This window comes from Capnocytophaga sp. oral taxon 338 str. F0234 (genome assembly GCF_000192225.1).
GTDB lineage: Bacteria > Bacteroidota > Bacteroidia > Flavobacteriales > Flavobacteriaceae > Capnocytophaga.
This window is the reverse complement of the sequence record NZ_GL872413.1, coordinates 1705014-1724714: the sequence shown is the minus strand read 5'-3', so window position 1 is coordinate 1724714 and position 19701 is coordinate 1705014. Positions and strand designations below refer to the sequence as shown.

The window sequence follows — 19701 nt, the reverse complement described above, 5'->3', positions numbered from 1 at the left end:
CAATATCCTTTTATTCAATGGAATACATAATGAGAAAAAAATTTGGTAGTTTTGTAAAAAATATATACCTTTGTCTTGTCAAAGGAAGTACTCTTTTGATATAAAAAAGAAATCATAAAAATACTTTCATGCCATGGAATATCGTATAGAAAAAGACACAATGGGAGAGGTAAAGGTTCCCTCAGATAAGCTATGGGGAGCACAGACAGAACGCTCTCGCAATAATTTTAAAATAGGAGCTCCTGCCTCCATGCCTAAAGAGGTGATATATGGATTTGCCTATCTAAAAAAAGCTGCTGCTTACGCCAATTGTGAATTAGGGGTTCTCTCTCAAGAGAAACGTGACCTTATTGCAAAAGTGTGTGATGAGATTCTAGAAAAGAAGTTGGATGACCAGTTTCCTTTGGTTATTTGGCAAACAGGCTCAGGCACACAGTCCAATATGAATGTGAATGAAGTGATTGCTAACCGAGCTCAACAGCTTGTAGGAAGAAAAATAGGGGAAGGAGAGAAAATCCTTTTGCCTAATGATGATGTGAATAAGTCACAATCCTCTAATGATACTTTTCCTACAGGAATGCATATCGCAGCTTATAAAATGGTGACGGAATGTACCCTGCCTGGTCTTGAGAAGTTAAAAGAAACCCTACAGAGGAAATCACAGGACTTCAAGGATGTGGTCAAGATAGGACGTACTCACCTGATGGACGCAACACCTCTTACTTTAGGACAGGAATTCTCTGGTTATGCTTCTCAGGTAGAACATGGCATTAAAGCATTAAAAAACACACTGGCACACCTTAGTGAACTAGCATTAGGTGGGACTGCTGTAGGAACAGGTATTAATACCCCTCAAGGATATGATGTATTGGTTGCCAAATATATAGCTCAGTTTACAGGGCTTCCTTTTGTAACAGCACATAATAAGTTTGAAGCTCTTGCTGCACATGATGCTATGGTGGAATCCCATGGGGCACTTAAGCAAATCGCTGTTTCCTTGAACAAGATTGCCAATGATATTCGTCTGTTGGCATCAGGACCTCGCAGTGGTATTGGAGAGATTTTGATTCCTGCCAATGAACCTGGTAGCTCTATTATGCCAGGAAAGGTGAACCCAACCCAGTGTGAGGCAGTAACTATGGTAGCTGCCCAAGTTATGGGAAATGATGTGGCTATCAGTGTAGGGGCTACTCAGGGACACTATGAGCTTAATGTATTCAAGCCTGTGATTTGTGCCAACTTCTTACAGTCCGCACGACTTATAGGAGATGCTTGTGTGAGCTTTGAGCAACATTGTGTATCAGGTATTGAACCTAACTACCCACGCATTAAGGAATTGGTGAACAAAAGTCTTATGCTTGTTACAGCGCTTAATACAAAGATAGGCTATTATAAGGCTGCTGAAATAGCCAATACAGCCCATAAGAACGGTACTACTCTCCGCGAAGAAGCCATTCGATTGGGCTATGTAACTCCTGAGGAGTTTGATGCTTGGGTAAGACCAGAGGATATGGTAGGAAGCCTTAAAAAATAATAAGTAATTAAATATATTTAATAAATATGGCAAGTACAGCTGATATTAAAAAAGGATTGTGCATTCGTTTCAATCATGACATTTACAAAATCATCGAATTTCTTCATGTAAAACCAGGCAAAGGTCCTGCCTTTGTAAGAACCAAACTAAAGAGTGTAACCACAGGAAAGACTATTGATAATACTTTCTCAGCAGGACATAAAATAGATGATGTGCGGGTGGAAACACGTTCTTTCCAGTACCTCTACCCAGAGGCGGATGAGTTGGTATTTATGGATGTGGAGGACTTCAACCAGGTACATATTCGTCGTGATATGCTGGATTACCCCGATTTGCTAAAAGAAGGAGAAGTAGTAATGATTATCTTCAATGCAGAAGATGAAACCCCTCTCTCTGTAGAAATGCCTGCTAATGTAATTCTTACAGTAACACATGTGGAACCTGGAGTAAAAGGAAATACAGCAACTAATGCAACAAAACCTGCTACGGTGGAAACAGGAGCTATCGTAAATGTGCCTCTCTTTATCAATGAAGGAGACCGTATTAAGGTAGAGACTGAAAAAGGAACTTATGTGGAGAGAATGAAGGATTAAATTTTTTATAGCTTAATATATTTTTATTAGAAAACCTTTGAACTACTGTTCAAAGGTTTTCCTTTTTATTTTAAAAATAGAGCCATCTTTTCTTCTTCTTTCTGGCGCATTTCTTGGGATTGCTCAGGAGTTTTGTCCTTGTAACCGCACAGGTGCAAAATACCATGAGCCATGACTCTGAGGAGTTCTGTAGGCAAATCTACACCATATTCTTGTGCATTTTCTTTTACTCTTTCTACTGAGATGTAAATATCACTTGAGAGAGTGTTATCCTTTCCATAATCAAAGGTAATGATGTCAGTCAGGGTATCATGTTGCAGATAATCTACATTGATCTTGTGTAGATATTCATCATTACAGAAGATGTAATTAATATCTCCTTCCTTTTTGCGTTCTGAGGCTATGATTAGTTGCACCCAACGCTGGTAGTCCGCTTCCTCATTCGGTAATTCAAAAGGAAGTTCATAAAAGAAATGTATCATAAAAGTAAATTAGATTTTTTCAAAAGCAAAAATATAAAAAAAGTAGGAAAACAAAATAGTTTATTTTTCTAAAATGGTGATTATTTTTTTTAATATATCTTGGTTAGAAATAGTTGTTATAGATTTTTCATATCCTTTAGGGTATTTATTTCCAAAGACAGAGGTGGGAATTAAAGGAAAAAGCTCTCTGCTGGCAAGCAGGCAATACTCTTGAGGTTGCCCGTAAGGAGCAAAACCTGTATACGGATGAGTTACCCCCCATAAGGTAAGGGTGGGGATTCCGTACATGGCAGCCAAATGGGCATTTCCACTGTCCATAGCAAGCATTAGGCTCAGGTGTGCTATCAGGGAGAGTTCTTTTTCAAAGGAAAAGCGACCTATTATATTCTCTACATTCTCAAGAGAGGGGAGGGAGGCTACCAATTCTTTTTCCCGATTACCTCCTCCAAAGATGAAGATCTTCCCTAAAGGATATCTTTCAGCGAGCGCTATAATAACCTCCTTCATTTGATCAAAAGGATATTCCTTTCCCTTGTGAGTAGCGAAAGGAGCAATTCCTATATTTATAGTGCTGGATAGCAGATTTTTTATCTCTTGAGAAAGAGGAGGTTTAGGGGCAAAATAAGGAGAATCCAAAGAAAGAGGAAACCCTAATGCTTTAAAAACGTCAGCATAACGCTTATAAGTGGGCAATAAGGGGGAGAAAACCTTCTTCTTAGCTCTGGTAAGGGCTCTTTTCTCCTTCCTACCTTTGTTAATCTGCTTGAAGGGGATAGGGGTAAAGGAAAAAAAGAACTTTAGTATATTTGTTCTTAATACATTATGCAAGTCAGCAACTCCTTGTATTTGTCTGTTTCTAAGTTCTTTGAAAAGGTGATAGAGCCCCTTTACTCCTTTGTGTTTTCCTTTTACCTCTATGGGGAATAAGGTAGTATGTGGTAAGTGAGCGAACATAGGGGCAAAGAGCGGACGAGTAAGGATAGTCAGTTGTACTTCGGGGTATTGTTCCGAGAAGGCGGTAAGTACAGGGACACTAATAGCCACATCGCCCATAGCAGAGAGCCGTATCACCAGTAAGTGCTTTATTTCCTTATTCTTCATAGGACTACTTTATTTCAACTAAGATAGGGCAGTGATCGCTATGTTTGGCTTCAGGTAGGATAGCTGCTCTTACTATACGGCTTTCCAAGGGCTGAGCCACTAAACAATAATCAATGCGCCACCCCTTATTATTAGCTCTTGCATTGGCACGATAGCTCCACCAAGAATAGTTATGAGGCTCTTTGTTAAAAAAACGAAAGCTATCAATAAAGCCACTTTTGAGAAAATCATCTAACCACTTACGTTCCACAGGAAGAAAACCAGATACGTTAGCATTACGGATAGGGTCATGAATATCAATAGCTTCATGACAAATATTATAATCTCCACAGATGACAAGGTTAGGGTGTACCTTCTTAAGTGTATTAATGTACTTTTGGAAATCCGCCATGAACTGTAGCTTATGATCAAGGCGGTCAATATTGGTGCCTGAGGGAAGGTATAGGCTCATGATAGAGAGATCCCCATACTCAGCACGGAGAATACGTCCTTCCTTATCCATATAGTCAATACCTGTACCTATTTCCACATGTTCAGGTTCTTTTTTAGAGAGGATAGCCACGCCACTATAACCCTTTTTTTCTGCAGAATGAAAATAATGGTAGCGGTAACCTGCCTCCTCTAAAGCAAGGAGGTCTATTTGGCTCTCTAAGGCTTTTATCTCCTGCAAGCATATTACATCAGGACTTGCGGCAGAAAGCCATTGGACAAATCCTTTACTCATAGCAGCACGAATGCCATTGACATTGTAAGAAAATATCTTCATAATGCTTAATCAAATAAAGTGCAAAAATACTAAAAATAATTGATTAATTAGCATGTCAGCACACCAGCGAGTGGACAAATCATCAGATTAGCTAAAAATCTTAAAATACTTTTTTCTTTTCTTGGAAAATTGTATTTTTGCCCCCACAACAGGATATATAGTACATAAAACAAGACAATCATGGCGAAGATTAAATACTATTATGACTCTGAAACACTGTCCTTTAAGCAAATAAGTAACCGAAAGAGACGGCTCAAACATATTTTCTTCTTTTTTCTTTCTTCTTTTCTTTTCGCATTGATATTTGTAGTGATTCTCTACAATATTAATATTATGCAAACCCCTAAGGAGCTTTCTCTCAGAAGAGAACTTAAGGAGAATGAAACACAATATGCCATTTTGAACAAGAAAATGCAACAGATGGAGGAAGTACTTGAAAATATTGCGGATAGGGATAATAATCTTTATCGTACCTACTTTGAAATGTCTCCTATTCCGGAGGAACAACGTAAGAGTGGTTTCGGAGGGGTTAACCGATATGAATATTTGGAGAAATTTAGTAATTCAGCTTTGCTTATTGATATGACTAAGCGCTTGGAATCTTTACAAAAACAATTGGCAGTACAATCCAAATCCTTGGATGACATAGCTGCCCTTGCTAAAGAAAAAGAAAAACTCTTACTTTCCTTACCAGCTATCCAACCTGTACAGAACAAAGATCTTAAGCGCATGGCTTCAGGCTATGGTTTCCGTACCGACCCTTTTACCAAGGTTAGAAAATTCCACTACGGAATGGATTTCTCAGCTCCTTCAGGGACTCCTGTATATGCCACAGGGGATGGTACAGTCTCCCGTGCCGATAGTAATTCTTCAGGTTATGGTGAACATATCCGTATAGACCATGGTTATGGCTATGAGACTATCTATGCACACTTAAGCCAATATAATGTGCGACCAGGACAAAAAGTAAAGCGAGGGGATGTAATAGGCTATGTGGGAAGTACAGGACGTTCTGAAGCTCCTCACTTACATTATGAAGTGAAAAAGAATGGAGAACATCTTAATCCGATTAACTTCTATTATGGGAGCTTATCGGCTGAAGAATATGCAGAAATGTTAAAACAATCTACACAAGGCAACCAATCATTAGACTAATGGAAACTCCTTTTACTAAGTATTATGCTTCTATAGGAGAACTTGCTAAGGCTTTTGGAGTAGCCACTTCCAAGATCCGCTTCTGGGAAAAGGAATTTGATATTCTTTCCCCCAAAAAGAATCCTCACGGCACACGACGATATACACAGAAGGATATAGAGAATTTTCGCTTAGTATATCACCTGGTAGAGGAGCAGGGATATACTTTAGAGGGGGCTAAGGCAAAGATCAAGGAAAAACCTAAAGAACTTCTATCTACCTTGCAACTTATTGAAAAACTTAATAAGGTAAAAGAAGCCTTATTAGCTATTAAGAATGAGTTATAGCATATCCTTCTCAAGAGGGGTTACTAAGGCATGTGGCTGTATGACAAACCGTTTGCCCGTGGAGACTTCTGTGCACTCATAGCGCTTAATTTTCTTACTGCCTTTTTTGAACACACGTCCGTCATCACTGCAAAATAAGCTACCTGTGGGGAGTTCGAACACATAATATTTTACACGTTCCTCATGGTCATATTGGCGCATGGCTAAGGTTAAATGCACATCAGTATCACTGCTTGCTGAAGGGTTTTGGAAGTGGATCACAAGGTAAGAGAGAAGTTCTGTAGGGAATATCTCAGGACGCAAAAAAGGCTTCATCAGAGCTTGATAGGTGCTCTTCCATTCATTGCCATGAGGCTTTATCTGCTTTCCGTATTTCTCGGTAGCCACCAAGTGTGCAATCTCATGGATTAGAGTCATCAGAAAGCGATATTTGTTCAGGTTGGCATTAATGGTAATCTTATGTTGTCCATTGGATAACTGTTGATAATCCCCATGCCGGCTTTGTCGCTCATTAACAATCTTTAGATAAATTCCCAAACGCTTAATCAGTTCAAAACAAGGAATCACCGATTCTTTAGGTAAGTATTTGTATAAAATGGCTTCCATAATGAGTGCAAAAATAAGAAAAATTATAAACTTTTTCTTCATAAAGTAAAAAAATGTTATCTTCTTCCCATAAAAATAAGAAATTGAGTTTTGCGAAAAGAATTTTTTAGGAGCAATGGCTTTCTATAGTCTTGCTATTTTCCTCTTGTGGAAAGAATGATGATTCTTCTGGGGACATCACAGGTATCTGGCACTGTGTTGAAAATTAAAAATAACACTTGATTTATTGAGAAAAAGTTGTAAATTTGCTTCCTTAAATTAGCTGTGAAATCCGTGGTATTTAACAATTGACAATTTAATAATTAGAAAAATGAAATTTGCAGAGTACAAAGCTTTAGAACTGACAAAGATAGCCCAAGAGATATTGCAATTCTGGCAAGATAATGATATCTTCCGCAAAAGTATAGATTTCCGTAATGGAAGGGAGCCTTTTATCTTCTACGAAGGTCCTCCCTCTGCTAATGGATTGCCTGGTATACATCACGTAATGGCACGTGCCCTCAAGGATATTTTCTGTCGTTTCCATACCCAGATGGGAAAGCAAGTATTCCGTAAAGCAGGTTGGGATACTCATGGACTTCCTGTGGAATTGGGCGTGGAAAAGGAATTAGGCATTACCAAGGACGATATTGGTAAGAAAATCTCTGTAGCTGACTATAATAAAGCTTGTAAGGAAGCGGTGATGCGTTATACTGATATCTGGAATGACCTTACCAAAAGGATAGGTTATTGGGTAGACCTGACAAACCCTTACATTACCTATAAGCCTAAATATATGGAGACCGTTTGGTGGCTTCTTAAACAATTGTATAACAAAGAATTACTCTATAAGGGCTATACCATTCAGCCCTATTCACCTAAGGCAGGAACAGGCTTATCTACCCATGAGTTGAACCAGCCTGGTTGTTATCGTGATGTATCCGATACCACTATTGTAGCCCAGTTCAGGGTAAAAGGCTTGTCTGCTCAGGCGACTACTGCTCTTAAGGCTCCTCGAAAGGAAGTGTATATCCTTGCTTGGACAACTACCCCTTGGACTTTGCCATCCAATACCGCCTTGGCAGTAGGTAAGGATATTGACTATGTCCTTATAAGAACTTTTAACCAATATACCTTTGAACCTATACAAGTGATATTGGCAAAAGCTTTAGAAACCAAGCTGTTTGCAGGTAAATTCTTTGAGACTTCTAAAGAGGCTGATTTTATGGCTTATGCCAAAGAAGAGAATCGTAAGAAGATACCTTATGAGGTTTTGGCTCAGTGCAAGGGAGCCGACCTTGTTGACACTAGCTACGAGCAGCTCATTCCTTGGTTTCTTCCTGCCGAGAATCCTGAAAAGGCTTTTAGAGTGGTTGCGGGAGACTTTGTAACTACCGAAGATGGTACGGGAATTGTACATATTGCTCCTACCTTTGGAGCAGATGATGCCCGTGTGGGTAAGGAGAATGATATCCCTCCTATGTTAGTTAAAGATGAAAACGATAATTTGGTGCCTTTGGTGGATTTGCAAGGACGTTTCCTCAAGGGAAACAAGGTGCCTGAACTCTTCGCTGGAAAATATGTAAAGAACGAATATTACAAGAGCGGTGAAGCCCCTGAAAAATCATGGGATGTAGAAATGGCTATTCTTTTAAAGACAGAAAATAAAGCCTTTAAGGTAGAAAAATATGTCCATAGCTATCCTCACTGTTGGCGTACCGATGCGCCCGTACTTTACTATCCCTTGGATTCTTGGTTTGTAAGGATGACTGCGGTAAGAGACCGATTAGTAGCCCTTAATCAGCAGATTAATTGGAAACCTAAAGCAACTGGTGAAGGACGTTTTGCCAATTGGTTGGAGAATATCAATGATTGGAATCTCTCTCGTTCTCGTTATTGGGGGATCCCACTGCCTATCTGGCGTACTGAGGATTCTAAAGAGGAAAAAATAATAGGTTCAGTAGCCGAGTTGATGGATGAAATTAGCAAATCCATAGCCGCCGGATTCATGAAGGAGAATCCTTTCAATGGGTTCAAGGTAGGGGATATGTCTGAGGAGAACTATAATAAGATAGACTTACATAAGAATATTGTAGATACCATTATCTTAGTGTCTGATTCCGGAAAACCCATGAAGCGGGAAAGTGACCTGATAGATGTGTGGTTTGACTCAGGTTCTATGCCCTATGCACAGGTGCATTATCCTTTTGAGAATAAGGAGCTAATAGAGAGTCGTAAGGCTTTTCCGGCAGACTTTATTGCCGAAGGAGTTGACCAGACCCGTGGTTGGTTCTACACCCTTCATGCGATTGCAACTTCAGTATTTGATTCAGTAGCTTACAAAAATGTAATGTCCAATGGCTTGGTATTGGACAAGAATGGTCAAAAGATGTCCAAGCGGTTAGGGAATGCAGTAGACCCCTTTGAGACTTTAGCCAAGTATGGCGCCGACGCCACCCGCTGGTATATGATTTCCAACGCCAATCCTTGGGATAACCTTAAGTTTGACGTAGAAGGCATAGAGGAAGTACGTCGTAAGTTCTTCGGTACCCTCTATAATACCTATTCCTTCTTTGCTCTCTATGCTAACTTGGACGGCTTTACTTATGCTGAAGCAGAGGTGCCTTTGGAAAAACGTCCAGAAATAGACCGTTGGATTCTCTCCGAGCTACATACCCTTATTGCTAAGGTGAAAGAAGCTTTCTTGGACTACGAACCTACCCGTGCTACCCGCCTTATCTCTGACTTTGTACAGGAGAACCTCAGTAATTGGTATGTACGCCTTTGCCGTCGTCGTTTTTGGAAAGGAGAATATGAGCAAGACAAGATATCTGCTTACCAAACCCTTTATACCTGTTTGGAGGTGGTAGCCAAACTTTCTGCTCCCGTGACACCCTTCTTTATGGATAGGCTCTACAAAGACCTCAATGTCGTAACAGGTAAGGATAAAGCCGAATCCGTACATCTTACCGATTATCCAGAGAGCAAGACGCAATACATTGATAAGAAATTGGAAAGTAAAATGGAAAAAGCACAGAATATTTCCTCTTTGGTGCTTTCCCTCCGCAAGAAAGAGATGATTAAGGTTCGCCAGCCCTTACAGAAAATACTTATCCCTACCCTCAATAAGGAAGAAAGAGCAGAGATATTGGCAGTAGCTAACCTCATCAAGCATGAGGTGAACGTGAAGGAAATTGAGTTCATTGACGATGCTTCAGGTATTTTGGTCAAACAAATTAAACCCAACTTCCGTACTTTAGGACCTAAGTTCGGCAAGCAAATGAAGGACATAGCGGCAGTTATTAATAACTTTACTCAACAAGATATACAAGAACTTGAACGTCAGGGAACCAAAAAAATTACCTTAGACAAGGAGCCCCTAACCCTAACCTTGGATGATGTGGAAATTACCTCTCAGGATATAGAAGGTTGGTTGGTGGCAAGTTCCTCTACAGGGCTCGTAGTGGCTTTGGATGCTACCATTAGCGAGGAATTGCGCGCTGAGGGAATTGCTCGTGAGATAGTAAACCGTATCCAGAACCTTCGTAAGGATACAGGTCTGGAAGTAACCGATAGAATTCGTATCCGCTTGCAAAAGCAAAATACACTTGAGAATGCTGTCCATGTCAATGAGGACTATATCAAAGCAGAGACCTTAGCCAATGAAATCCTTTTTGCCGATACTCTTCCAGGAGAAGAAGTCGCTTTTGATGATATTGTAACTAAGATTAGGATTGAGAAAATGTAAGAAAAGAAACGGTAGCCATTCTCATTCTAAGCCTTATAGAACTGAAATCTTATGAAAGTACTTTTTTCATTCTTATCATTCTTCTTAATAGAATCCCTTATGATGGCTCAGGATACTACTGGAGTAAAGCATATATTAGAAGATTCACGAATATTAGCCTCTGGAATAGACTATCGAGGAGAGATGCGTAGAAGGATTTCTTGGAAAGACAAATATGCATCTGTAAGAGACAGTTATCTTTTGGACATGCTTATTGTCCAAGATAAGAAAACAAAAAAATATGGATATGTAACCTTCAAAAATAAGGTAGTGATTCCGCTTGAGTACGATTATGCACAGCCCTTTGGCTATCCTGATAAAATAGCTTGGGTCAGAAAAAATGACAAATGGGGAGGCATCACTCCACAGGGAGAGTTGGTTATTCCTTTTTTATATGAAGAAACTCAAGAATTTAAGTCCGGAAGAGCCCTTGTAAGGCTTGGCAAAGAGTGGGGCTTTGTGGACAAAAAAGGGAATAAGGTCATTCCTACCATATATGAAGAAGCTGAGTCATTCCATTACGATACCCATTATACCAAAGCCAAAAAGAATGGTAAATGGGGATTTATTGATAAAGATGGAAAAGTACTTATTCCTTTTGAATATGACCTTATCTATACAGAGGAGGATTATTATCCGAAACCAGAGGATAAAATAAGAGTGGTGAAAAATGGCAAAATGGGACTGATTGATTGGAATAACCAAATAATAATTCCTTTTAAGTATGGTTTTATATATCCTCCTACAGAGGGAATCTATGTAGTGTCTGCCGACGGAAAAAAAGGATATATAAAGGAGGAAGGGAAAGTTCTGGTGCCTCCCACTTATGAGGTTTTTCCTCTTTTCCATCCTTATAAGAGCAGATTCCAAGAGGGAACGGCTTTGGTAAGGCTTCATGGTAAGTTTGGCTTTATCAATACTCAAGGAAGGGAAATAATCCCTTGTAAATATGAAGCAGTTAAGAATAATTACTTCAGAGAAGGCATGATTCCTGTTCGCCACAGAGGTAAGTGGGGGTATATCAATAAAAGAGATGAAGTAATAATCCCCTTCCAGTATGACGATGCTGAATATTTTAATGATAACTTTTCACAAGAAGGGTTGGCTATTGCTAAAGTAAAGCGTAAGGACAAATGGGGGTATGTTAACAAAGAAGGGAAAGAAGTCATTCCCGTAATATATGATGAGATAGGAAGTTACTTTTTCAAAGGAATTTGTGATGCAAAACGTGATGGCAAATGGGGATATGTTAATACAGAAGGGAAAGAAGTCATTCCTTTTATATATGATTGGGTTTCCCTCATTAATGGAGGAGAAGGAGCCATAATGGCTTATCTCAATGGAAAGAAAATCTACATGGACTTACAAGGAAATCCAAAAAAATGACAAAAGTTCATGAGGGTGGAAAAAGAAAAAAGAAGATGGGTAAAAAAATGCTTATTACTCATGAATAATTGATAATAATTTTGTACCTTTGCACAATTTAAAAATTAGCTTTTTCATAAAAAGAGGCTAAAGTCAAAGATTATAATAAAAAAGAAATTATTTATGGAAGTAAAAGTTCGTTATTCTGATAAGGATTTGCAGGAGTTTAAGGGGCTTATTGAGGAAAAATTACGCCAAGCTCAGGCGGATTTAGAGTTCTTGCGTCAGGCATACCTCAATGGAGCTGATAATAGTGTGGATGATACCTCTCCTACCTTCAAAGCCTTTGAAGAGGGATCGGAGATGATGAGTAAGGAATCCAATATGGCACAGGCTACACGTTTGGAAAAGTTCATCCGTGACCTCAAGAATGCCCTTATCCGTATTGAAAATAAAACCTATGGTGTATGCCGTGTAACAGGAAAGCTTATTGATAAGGAACGCCTTAAGGCAGTACCTCATGCAACCCTAAGCATTGAGGCTAAGAATATGCAATAACACCTTATCCCCTTTACCTTTACCTAAACCTCATGTAGGCTAAGTCACAGTCGGCAGTGGTTCTCCCTGTGGAACCATTGCGGTACTTGGCAAGGATAATATCTATTTTCTTCTCCGTTTGCTCCTTAAGGGTTTCCTCTTCCCCCGATAATTCTTGATAATAATCTGGACGATATAGGAGCATGACATTATCCGCATCTTGTTCTATAGAACCACTCTCACGCAGATCGGAGAGGGTAGGGAGTTTGTTGCCTCGCTTTTCTACCTCACGAGAGAGTTGTGCCAGTGCCACCACAGGAATATTAAGTTCTTTAGCAAGCCCTTTGAGGAAACGAGAAATCTCTCCAACCTCTTGGTCACGAGTACGGAAGGATTTCCTATCATGGCTACCGATAATCAGTTGCAGATAATCCACATAAAGGATTTTTATTTTCTTTGTCCTTATCCATTCTTTGGCTTTCATTCTTATTTGCAAAAGACTCATACAGGAGGCTTCCTCTATATAAAGAGGAAACTCGCCAAAGGAAGCCCTGTATTGTACGGCGATCTCCATCTCCTCGCGGCTAAGCCCCTGTGTACAGAGGTGATTACTATTGATTCCTGCATAATTGGCAAAGGCACGTCCGGTTACCATCTTCCCCGTCATTTCCAAGGAGATAAACCCCACAGGATAACCACTGCGAGCTTGGTGCAAGGCATCATTCAGGGCAAAGGCGGTCTTGCCCATTCCAGGACGACCTGCAATGACGGTAAGTTCTCCAGGATGATAGCCATTAAGCCAACAATGAAGCCCTTCTATAGCCATAGGAACTCCTTTGTTCTGCTGGGGATTCAATAGCTCAGTGAGGTATTCTGCCGTTGTCCTCGAATGTCTTTGTTGTAGGTAATCAGTTGCTTTATCCAATTCACTTTGACAGTAATCCAAAAGGGCAAAAGGATCCGATTGGTCACTGGAGGCTTGTGTCTCCAAGTGCTGAGAGAGTGCTTTTATATTACGCTTTATATGGTTTTGTAGCAGTATGCGTGCATATTCCTCTATGTGTGCAGCGGAAGAAACCCTCTCGGTAAGAGATACCAGATAAGCACTCCCGCCTATCTCCTTGAGCCGATTCCGCTTCCTTAGCTCTTGACTGACTAAGCAGACGTCTATCTGACCGCTCTCCTTAAAGAGACTTAACATAGCCTCATAGATGACGGCATGCCGCTGGTCACCAAATACGTTTACTTCTCCAATGGCGTCTGTAAAGCGAGGAAATCCCTGCGCTTCTATGAGCATCCCTCCTAATACAATACTTTCTATATCTATATCAAGCATAGTTGAAATACGTTTTTAGCTAATCATTAATTATTAAATCATTAATCACTAATCTAGGTATACCGCCTGCCCGTGTTCATTCATTCCAAAGGTTCTGTATCTGGGGTATTGTGCTTGTTCTTCGGTTTTTTTCTGCTTCTCTACCGCCTCCTCCTGTTTCCTTTTCCGGATCCAATTCTTAAAATGGCTACAGTAGTCCCGAATATCTTTCTCATATTCTCCCTGTGATTCCAAGTGTTCGTGGAACTGACACAAGAGCTTAGAGAGCTGTTGCTTATCATTGATATTTAGTATCTTGAACATTACTTGTGTGAGTCTTTCATTGCTAAGGTATTCTTCCTTAAGTGCTTCTATGGGTTTAATCTCCCAGTATGTATTTCTTTTTTTAGGAATATAGGGAACAATCTGGTCTATAGAGATACTTTCCATAGAATTATGGGCAGGCTCCGCTATGTTTTCCTCTTTTTTAGTTTCTTTTCCCTTGGAAGGACGGGCTTTTTTACTACGAGCCTCCTCTTCAGCTTCTTCTAAGGAGAGTTCTTGGGCTACTACTTTGTTGTAAAGCTCAGGATGCCACCGCTTAAGGTTTCCCATACGTCCCTTTTTTCTGTTATTCACGGCGCTTTGGTGCCACTGTTTGGCTTCTCGGTTGAACTGAGCCTTGAAGGAGGCAAAGGCAATGCGAGTTACAAAGTCATCCACAGGGAAGGGAGGAATCTCTTGCGGTTGAGGGTCAAGATGATTGTTCAGGTGTTGCTGGTAGGCTCTGATGGTTTTGAAGAGTTTACCGGCTTGTTCGTCGGTGAGCTCGTCAAGTACTTCGAGCATGTCATTGTAGAGGATGAAGAATTTTTTCATAATAATGAAGAGATTTGTTTACTGAAATCATGAAGCTGAAGGGTGATGTGCTTCCTTCAAAAACACCGCAAATATACAACATTTTTGTAGCTATGTCAAGGAAAAACAGACAGAGAAGTGTCCACCCCTTAATAAGTGAAAAACGAAAAGTGAAAAACGAAAAATTCTTCACTTTTAACTTTTAATTCTTCACTTTTAACTGTTCACTATTCATTATTCACCCACATACCCAGCTGTAGGCACTCGCTGGCTATACTTTTCACTTTCAAAGGAGGGTAAAGAATCCTTTTTCTTGAAAAATGGAGAAGTCGCTGGTGATGATGAATGATTTCGTTATTTGTTTTTTGTTCCTTATTTTATTTCTTCTTCTTCTTTATTTTTTTGTATTTGTATTTTTCTTCTTTTTTGTCTTTGTTTTAAGCGATAACAGGGATAGTAAGTATCGCACACGGCGAGTGTGGGGATAAGAAAAATTTTCAAAAAAAGTTGAAATATATTTGTTTGTTTATCAAGAAAAATTTATCTTTGCCAGGTTCAATAAACACTATATTTTAATGAAAGAACGTACAAGAAAATTAATGACTTTAATGGCTTTCTCGGTACTATTTGTAGCCTGTGGAGGAGAAGAGCCTAAGAAAGAAACAACCCCTATAGCAACTGTAGATATTCCTGTGGAAGGAGAAGCGGTTCAGGCAGAGCTTACCTCCCCCCCTCATGTACCTAAACCTGTAGGAACTCGTAAGGCAATGAAGATTAAGGTGGATTTGGAGATTATCGAGAAAGAAGGGGAAATTATGGATGGTACCAAGTATCTCTTCTGGACATTTGGAGGTACAGTGCCTGGAAGTTTCATCCGTGTACGGGTGGGAGATGAAGTGGAATTCACCCTTAAGAACCATCAGGATAACAAGCTCCCTCATAATATAGATATGCATGCGGTAACAGGTCCTGGAGGAGGTGCTGAAGCAACTTTGGTCGCTCCTGGTGAACAACGCACTTTCACCTTCAAATGCTTAAGTCCGGGTCTGTTTGTGTATCACTGTGCACAAGCACCAGTACCTTTGCATATCGCCAATGGGATGTATGGACTTATCTTGGTAGAACCCGAAGGAGGACTTCCTCCGGTGGATAAGGAGTATTATGTGATGCAAGGGGATTTCTATACTGATGGAGCCTATGGAGCAGGAGGAACACAAGCCTTTAACCAAGATAAAGCTTTGGCTGAAACACCTGATTATGTAGTATTTAACGGTAGGGTGGGAGCTCTTACCAATGATGGAGCTCTTACCGCAAATCCTGGAGAAACCGTCCGTCTTTTTGTGGGAAATGGAGGTCCTAATAAGGTCTCTTCTTTTCACGTAATTGGTGAAATCTTTGACCGTGTACATGTGGAAGGTGCCAGCTTAATCAATGAAAATGTACAAACAACCCTTATCCCTGCCGGTGGAGCCGCTATCGTGGAATTCAAGGTAGATGTACCTGGATCCTATGTGATTGTGGATCACTCCATCTATCGTGCTTTTAATAAGGGTGCGTTGGGATTACTTGTTGCTAAAGGAGAAGAAAATAGAAAAATATATGGTAAAAATGACCCTAAACCGTATGTCTCTGACCTGAAAATAGCAGTAACCCCTAAGAATGAGGGAACCATTGTAGCTAAAACTAAGCAACAACAGATAGACGATGGAAAAGCTGTATATACCAAAACCTGTGTTGCCTGTCATCAAGCGCAAGGACAAGGACTCGAAGGAGCTTTCCCTCCATTGGCAAAATCCGACTTCCTTAATGCCGATGTGAATAGGGCTATCGGTATTGTATTGCACGGAAAAACAGGAAAAGTTACCGTGAATGGAAAAACTTATGAAAGTGCTATGACCCCACAACCCCTCTCAGTGCAGGAAGTAGCCGATGTGCTTACTTATGTATATAACACTTGGGAAAACAGCAAAAAGGTGGTAACTCCTGAAATGGTACAGAAAGTGAAAGATCAAAAATAAAAGTGAAAAATAACCACTTATCTATTCAAGTTCCAAGCATTGGCTTGGTGGTGATACTCTCTGCCCTCTCCCTGCTTTTGCAGGGTACTTTATGGGGGCAGAAGGTAACTCCTATGGTACTTATAAAGGAAGGAAGCTACCTACCTATGTATGGAGTAAAGGAAAAGGATAAAGGAACTCAAAGAGTGAAAATAGCCTCTTTCTACTTGGATGTATATCCGGTAACCAATGCACAATATAAGGACTTCTTAGAGAAAAATCCTCAATATCAGCGCTCCCGTATAAAGGCTATCTTTGCTAAGAAAAGTTACCTATCCCAGTGGAAGGATGATTTGGACTTTGCTCCTCTTGACCCGCAGGCTCCTGTAACCAATATATCATGGTTTACCGCTAAGAAATATTGTGAATGTCAGGGAAAGCGCCTCCCCACTACCGATGAATGGGAGTATGTTGCCCAAGCGGATGCAACTACTCCTAATGCACAAAACAAGAAAAGCTATTCGGATTATATTACTCATTGGCTGCAAACCCCTAAAACCTATGAAAACAAGATAGGAAGCACCCCGAAAAACTATTGGGGAGTGTATGATATGCATGGCTTGGTATGGGAGTGGGTCAGTGATTTCAATAGTGTATTCTTCTCTGGAGAGGCACGTAAAGATAATTTTGGCGATGATGCGCTCTTCTGTGGAGGAAGTGCCCTGAATGCCTCAGACCTTACTAACTATGGTGCTTTCATGCGCTATTCTCTCAGAGGCACCCTAAAGGCAAACTATACCAATAAAAATTTAGGCTTCAGGTGTGCTAAGTCAAGGGAAACGAAAAGTGAAAAATGAAAAGTATCGCCAGACAAGTGTGACAGTTTAGAAAGTCGCCCAAGCGAATATATGAATAAAACTAAGTCATTCCTGTATGAGCCATAGCTGCTCAATACTTGAAATAGAACAAATAAATTAAGAATTATAACCATTAATTATTATGAAAAAATTATTATTCATGGCTGTGAGCCTCCTTATGCTCCAAGCCTGTAAAAACAATACCACAGAGGCTAAATCATCTACTGAGGCCACTTCAGAGCAGCCTGCTGCTGAGCCAAACGTTTCTCAGAAGACAGATACACAGGCAAAATCTACAGAAATCTCCGACCTTTCTATCTACAACCTGCCAGAGACCTGGACTACCCAAAATGGGAAGGATATTCAGTGGAAGGACTTTAAAGGAAATGTTTTGGTGGTAGTGATGATATATACCTCCTGTAGAACGGCTTGCCCTATCCTTATTCAGGATATGCGTGAGATTCGCAAGGCAGTGGAAGCTCAGAACATCGCTCATAAGGATAAAGTCAAGTACATCTTGGTGAGTATTGACCCTAAGGTGGATACTCCTGAACACTTGAAAAAGTTCGCTCAAGAGAATAATATGGATGATGACCAATGGGTATTCCTTCGCTCCGATGAGGAAAAAACACGTGAGTTCGCAGCTGTCTTGGCAGTGAATTATAAACAAATCTCTCCTATTGACTTCTCCCATTCCAATATCATTAGTGTATTCAATGCACAGGGAGAACTTGCTGTCCAACAGGAAGGATTAGGTATTGACCGTACCAGCATCGTAGAAGAGGTGAAAAAACAACTTGAAAAAGTAAACTAATAACTGTATTTAGACTATAAATAAATAACAGAAACCTTCCCTATAAGAAGAAAAAATTCCCTATTAATCATTGAAAAATCAATCATTAATTTGTAATTTTGCACCAAAATTTTTTTATGGAATACGTAAGTGTTTTTGAAATGCTTAAGATAGGGATAGGTCCCTCCAGTTCTCATACACTAGGACCTTGGCGAGCTGCAGAAGCCTTTCTCAAGGAACTTAAGGAAAAACAAATCTTAGAAAAAGTTCAAAGTGTACGGGTGGACTTATATGGCTCCTTGTCCCTTACCGGAAAAGGACATGCTACTGACTTGGCGGCTATGTTAGGACTTAGTGGAACAGACCCTGAATATATCCCTGTGGAGAGTATTTCCTCCATTATTGAAACTATTAGAAAAGATAAAAAACTACACTTAGCAGGGAAATTCTTTATTCACTTTGACCCAGAAAAGGAAGTCGTTTTTAATAAGAAATTTTTACCTTTTCATGCTAATGGAATTACCTTCACGGCACAAGGAAAAGGAATGGAAACTTATGAATCCACCTTTTATTCCATAGGGGGAGGATTCATTGTCAAAGAAAAAACAGAAGAGTCCACAAAAGGAGAAGCAAAACAACAACCGGCTTTCCCTTATGAGTTTGATTCCGCTAAGGAACTCTTAGCACACTGCCAGAGAGAGGGAAAGAAGATTTCTGAAATTGTCTTTGAGGACGAAAAAGCCCTCCGTAATCCGCAGAAAATACATGCTGAACTCTTACGTGTATGGAGTACAATGGCAGAATGTGCCTATATAGGGTGCCATACAGAAGGGACGCTCCCTGGAGGACTCAATGTAAGGCGTAGGGCTTATGATATACATAAAAAACTCATGGGAGGGGAGGTAATACCTTATGCTTCTTTTCAGGATTGGATAGAGGCAATCCGAAAGAGAAAAGTGGACTTCCGTGATACCCTTAAGTGGGTAACTTGTTTCTCCTTAGCGGTCAATGAGGTGAATGCCTCCTTAGGAAGAGTGGTAACCGCCCCTACCAATGGAAGTTCAGGGGTTATTCCTGCCGTATTACTTTATTATCTGACTATAGATAATCACAAAGGAACTCAGGCGCAAGTGGAGCAATTCCTCCTTACGGCAGGGATTATAGGAAGTCTCTTCAAAAAGCATGCTACTATCTCGGCTGCTATGGGAGGCTGCCAAGCTGAAATAGGAGTATCCTCTGCTATGGCGGCAGCGGGATTGTGTGAACTCTGGGGGGGGACACCCGAACAAGTGATGATAGCTGCTGAAATAGCTATGGAACACCACTTAGGACTCACTTGTGACCCTATTGGAGGATTGGTACAAATTCCTTGTATAGAACGCAATGCCATGGGAGCTATTAAGGCGATTAACGCTGCCGAATTGGCACTGGAAACCAACCCTAAGAATGCAAAAGTACCTTTGGATAAGGTCATCCAAACTATGTGGCAAACCGCTCAGGATATGAACACTAAGTACAAAGAAACTTCAGAAGCAGGACTCGCAGTTGCTGTAAGTATAGCAGATTGTTAAGAATATTTTTATTACTTTAATATTTGGTGTTATAAGAGGGCTATCCCTTTAGGGATAGCTTTCTTTGTAATACTCCATA

At 40.2% G+C, this 19701-nt stretch carries 17 protein-coding genes; 11 read left to right on the top strand and 6 right to left on the bottom strand.

The features are described from left to right. Positions 1-133: 133 nt before the first annotated feature. A complete protein-coding gene (fumC, locus tag HMPREF9071_RS07825; protein WP_009746075.1) occupies positions 134-1534 on the top strand; it encodes a class II fumarate hydratase in 1401 nt (466 codons plus the stop codon). Between the two features lie 26 nt (positions 1535-1560). Beyond that, positions 1561-2127: an elongation factor P gene (gene efp, locus HMPREF9071_RS07820; RefSeq protein ID WP_009746074.1), complete on the top strand. Its 567-nt coding sequence runs from the start codon at positions 1561-1563 to the stop codon at positions 2125-2127. 65 nt (positions 2128-2192) lie between these two features. Here the strand turns inward: efp and ybeY are convergent, their stop codons facing one another. From ybeY to HMPREF9071_RS07805, 3 genes are read right to left on the bottom strand one after another with little or no spacing between them, the layout of a single operon-like run. Then, entirely contained in the window at positions 2193-2609 is a 417-nt protein-coding gene (gene ybeY, locus HMPREF9071_RS07815; RefSeq protein WP_009746073.1) for an rRNA maturation RNase YbeY, read from the bottom strand. 60 nt (positions 2610-2669) lie between these two features. After that, positions 2670-3710: a glycosyltransferase family 9 protein gene (locus HMPREF9071_RS07810; RefSeq protein WP_009746072.1), complete on the bottom strand. Its 1041-nt coding sequence runs from the start codon at positions 3708-3710 to the stop codon at positions 2670-2672. 4 nt (positions 3711-3714) lie between these two features. Beyond that, positions 3715-4476, bottom strand: coding sequence for an exodeoxyribonuclease III (locus HMPREF9071_RS07805; protein WP_009746071.1), 762 nt, complete (start codon positions 4474-4476; stop codon positions 3715-3717). A 180-nt stretch (positions 4477-4656) separates the two neighbouring features. Between HMPREF9071_RS07805 and HMPREF9071_RS07800 the strand changes: the two genes are divergently transcribed. Together HMPREF9071_RS07800 and HMPREF9071_RS07795 are read left to right on the top strand one after the other, a co-directional pair. Then, positions 4657-5631 carry a M23 family metallopeptidase gene (locus tag HMPREF9071_RS07800; RefSeq protein ID WP_009746070.1) on the top strand — a complete coding sequence of 325 codons (975 nt, stop codon included), beginning with the start codon at positions 4657-4659 and terminating at the stop codon, positions 5629-5631. Then, positions 5631-5957: a MerR family transcriptional regulator gene (locus HMPREF9071_RS07795; protein WP_009746069.1), complete on the top strand. Its 327-nt coding sequence runs from the start codon at positions 5631-5633 to the stop codon at positions 5955-5957. Before HMPREF9071_RS07800 ends, HMPREF9071_RS07795 begins: the two co-directional genes overlap by 1 nt. On the opposite strand, the gene HMPREF9071_RS07790 is transcribed toward HMPREF9071_RS07795, so the two are convergent. After that, on the bottom strand, positions 5952-6563 hold the full coding sequence (locus HMPREF9071_RS07790; RefSeq protein WP_040358451.1) for a SprT-like domain-containing protein: 612 nt from the start codon (positions 6561-6563) through the stop codon (positions 5952-5954). The genes HMPREF9071_RS07795 and HMPREF9071_RS07790 overlap by 6 nt on opposite strands. A gap of 310 nt (positions 6564-6873) precedes the next feature. Between HMPREF9071_RS07790 and ileS the strand changes: the two genes are divergently transcribed. From ileS to HMPREF9071_RS07775, 3 genes are all read left to right on the top strand, one after another. Continuing rightward, positions 6874-10290 (top strand): isoleucine--tRNA ligase, encoded by a 3417-nt coding sequence (gene ileS / locus HMPREF9071_RS07785; RefSeq protein ID WP_009746067.1) that lies wholly within the window; start codon positions 6874-6876, stop codon positions 10288-10290. 51 nt (positions 10291-10341) lie between these two features. Then, complete coding sequence (locus tag HMPREF9071_RS07780; protein WP_253908268.1) at positions 10342-11715, top strand: WG repeat-containing protein; 1374 nt, start codon at positions 10342-10344, stop codon at positions 11713-11715. A gap of 162 nt (positions 11716-11877) precedes the next feature. Continuing rightward, complete coding sequence (locus tag HMPREF9071_RS07775; RefSeq protein ID WP_009746065.1) at positions 11878-12252, top strand: TraR/DksA C4-type zinc finger protein; 375 nt, start codon at positions 11878-11880, stop codon at positions 12250-12252. A 19-nt stretch (positions 12253-12271) separates the two neighbouring features. Here the strand turns inward: HMPREF9071_RS07775 and HMPREF9071_RS07770 are convergent, their stop codons facing one another. Further along, positions 12272-13567 carry a replicative DNA helicase gene (locus HMPREF9071_RS07770; RefSeq protein ID WP_009746064.1) on the bottom strand — a complete coding sequence of 432 codons (1296 nt, stop codon included), beginning with the start codon at positions 13565-13567 and terminating at the stop codon, positions 12272-12274. Positions 13568-13615: 48 nt separating this feature from the next. After that, the gene (locus HMPREF9071_RS07765) at positions 13616-14425 is read right to left on the bottom strand and encodes a DUF6291 domain-containing protein (protein ID WP_009746063.1); all 810 of its coding nucleotides are present in this window, start codon (positions 14423-14425) and stop codon (positions 13616-13618) included. A gap of 554 nt (positions 14426-14979) precedes the next feature. Between HMPREF9071_RS07765 and nirK the strand changes: the two genes are divergently transcribed. The 4 genes from nirK to HMPREF9071_RS07745 all read left to right on the top strand — a co-directional run bounded on the left by nirK (position 14980) and on the right by HMPREF9071_RS07745 (position 19622). Then, the gene (gene nirK / locus HMPREF9071_RS07760; protein WP_009746062.1) at positions 14980-16422 is read left to right on the top strand and encodes a copper-containing nitrite reductase; all 1443 of its coding nucleotides are present in this window, start codon (positions 14980-14982) and stop codon (positions 16420-16422) included. Between the two features lie 113 nt (positions 16423-16535). Further along, the gene (locus tag HMPREF9071_RS07755; protein ID WP_083808025.1) at positions 16536-17258 is read left to right on the top strand and encodes a formylglycine-generating enzyme family protein; all 723 of its coding nucleotides are present in this window, start codon (positions 16536-16538) and stop codon (positions 17256-17258) included. 142 nt (positions 17259-17400) lie between these two features. After that, the gene (locus HMPREF9071_RS07750) at positions 17401-18072 is read left to right on the top strand and encodes an SCO family protein (protein WP_009746060.1); all 672 of its coding nucleotides are present in this window, start codon (positions 17401-17403) and stop codon (positions 18070-18072) included. Positions 18073-18188: 116 nt separating this feature from the next. Continuing rightward, on the top strand, positions 18189-19622 hold the full coding sequence (locus HMPREF9071_RS07745) for an L-serine ammonia-lyase (RefSeq protein WP_009746059.1): 1434 nt from the start codon (positions 18189-18191) through the stop codon (positions 19620-19622). The last annotated feature ends 79 nt before the right edge of the window (positions 19623-19701 follow it).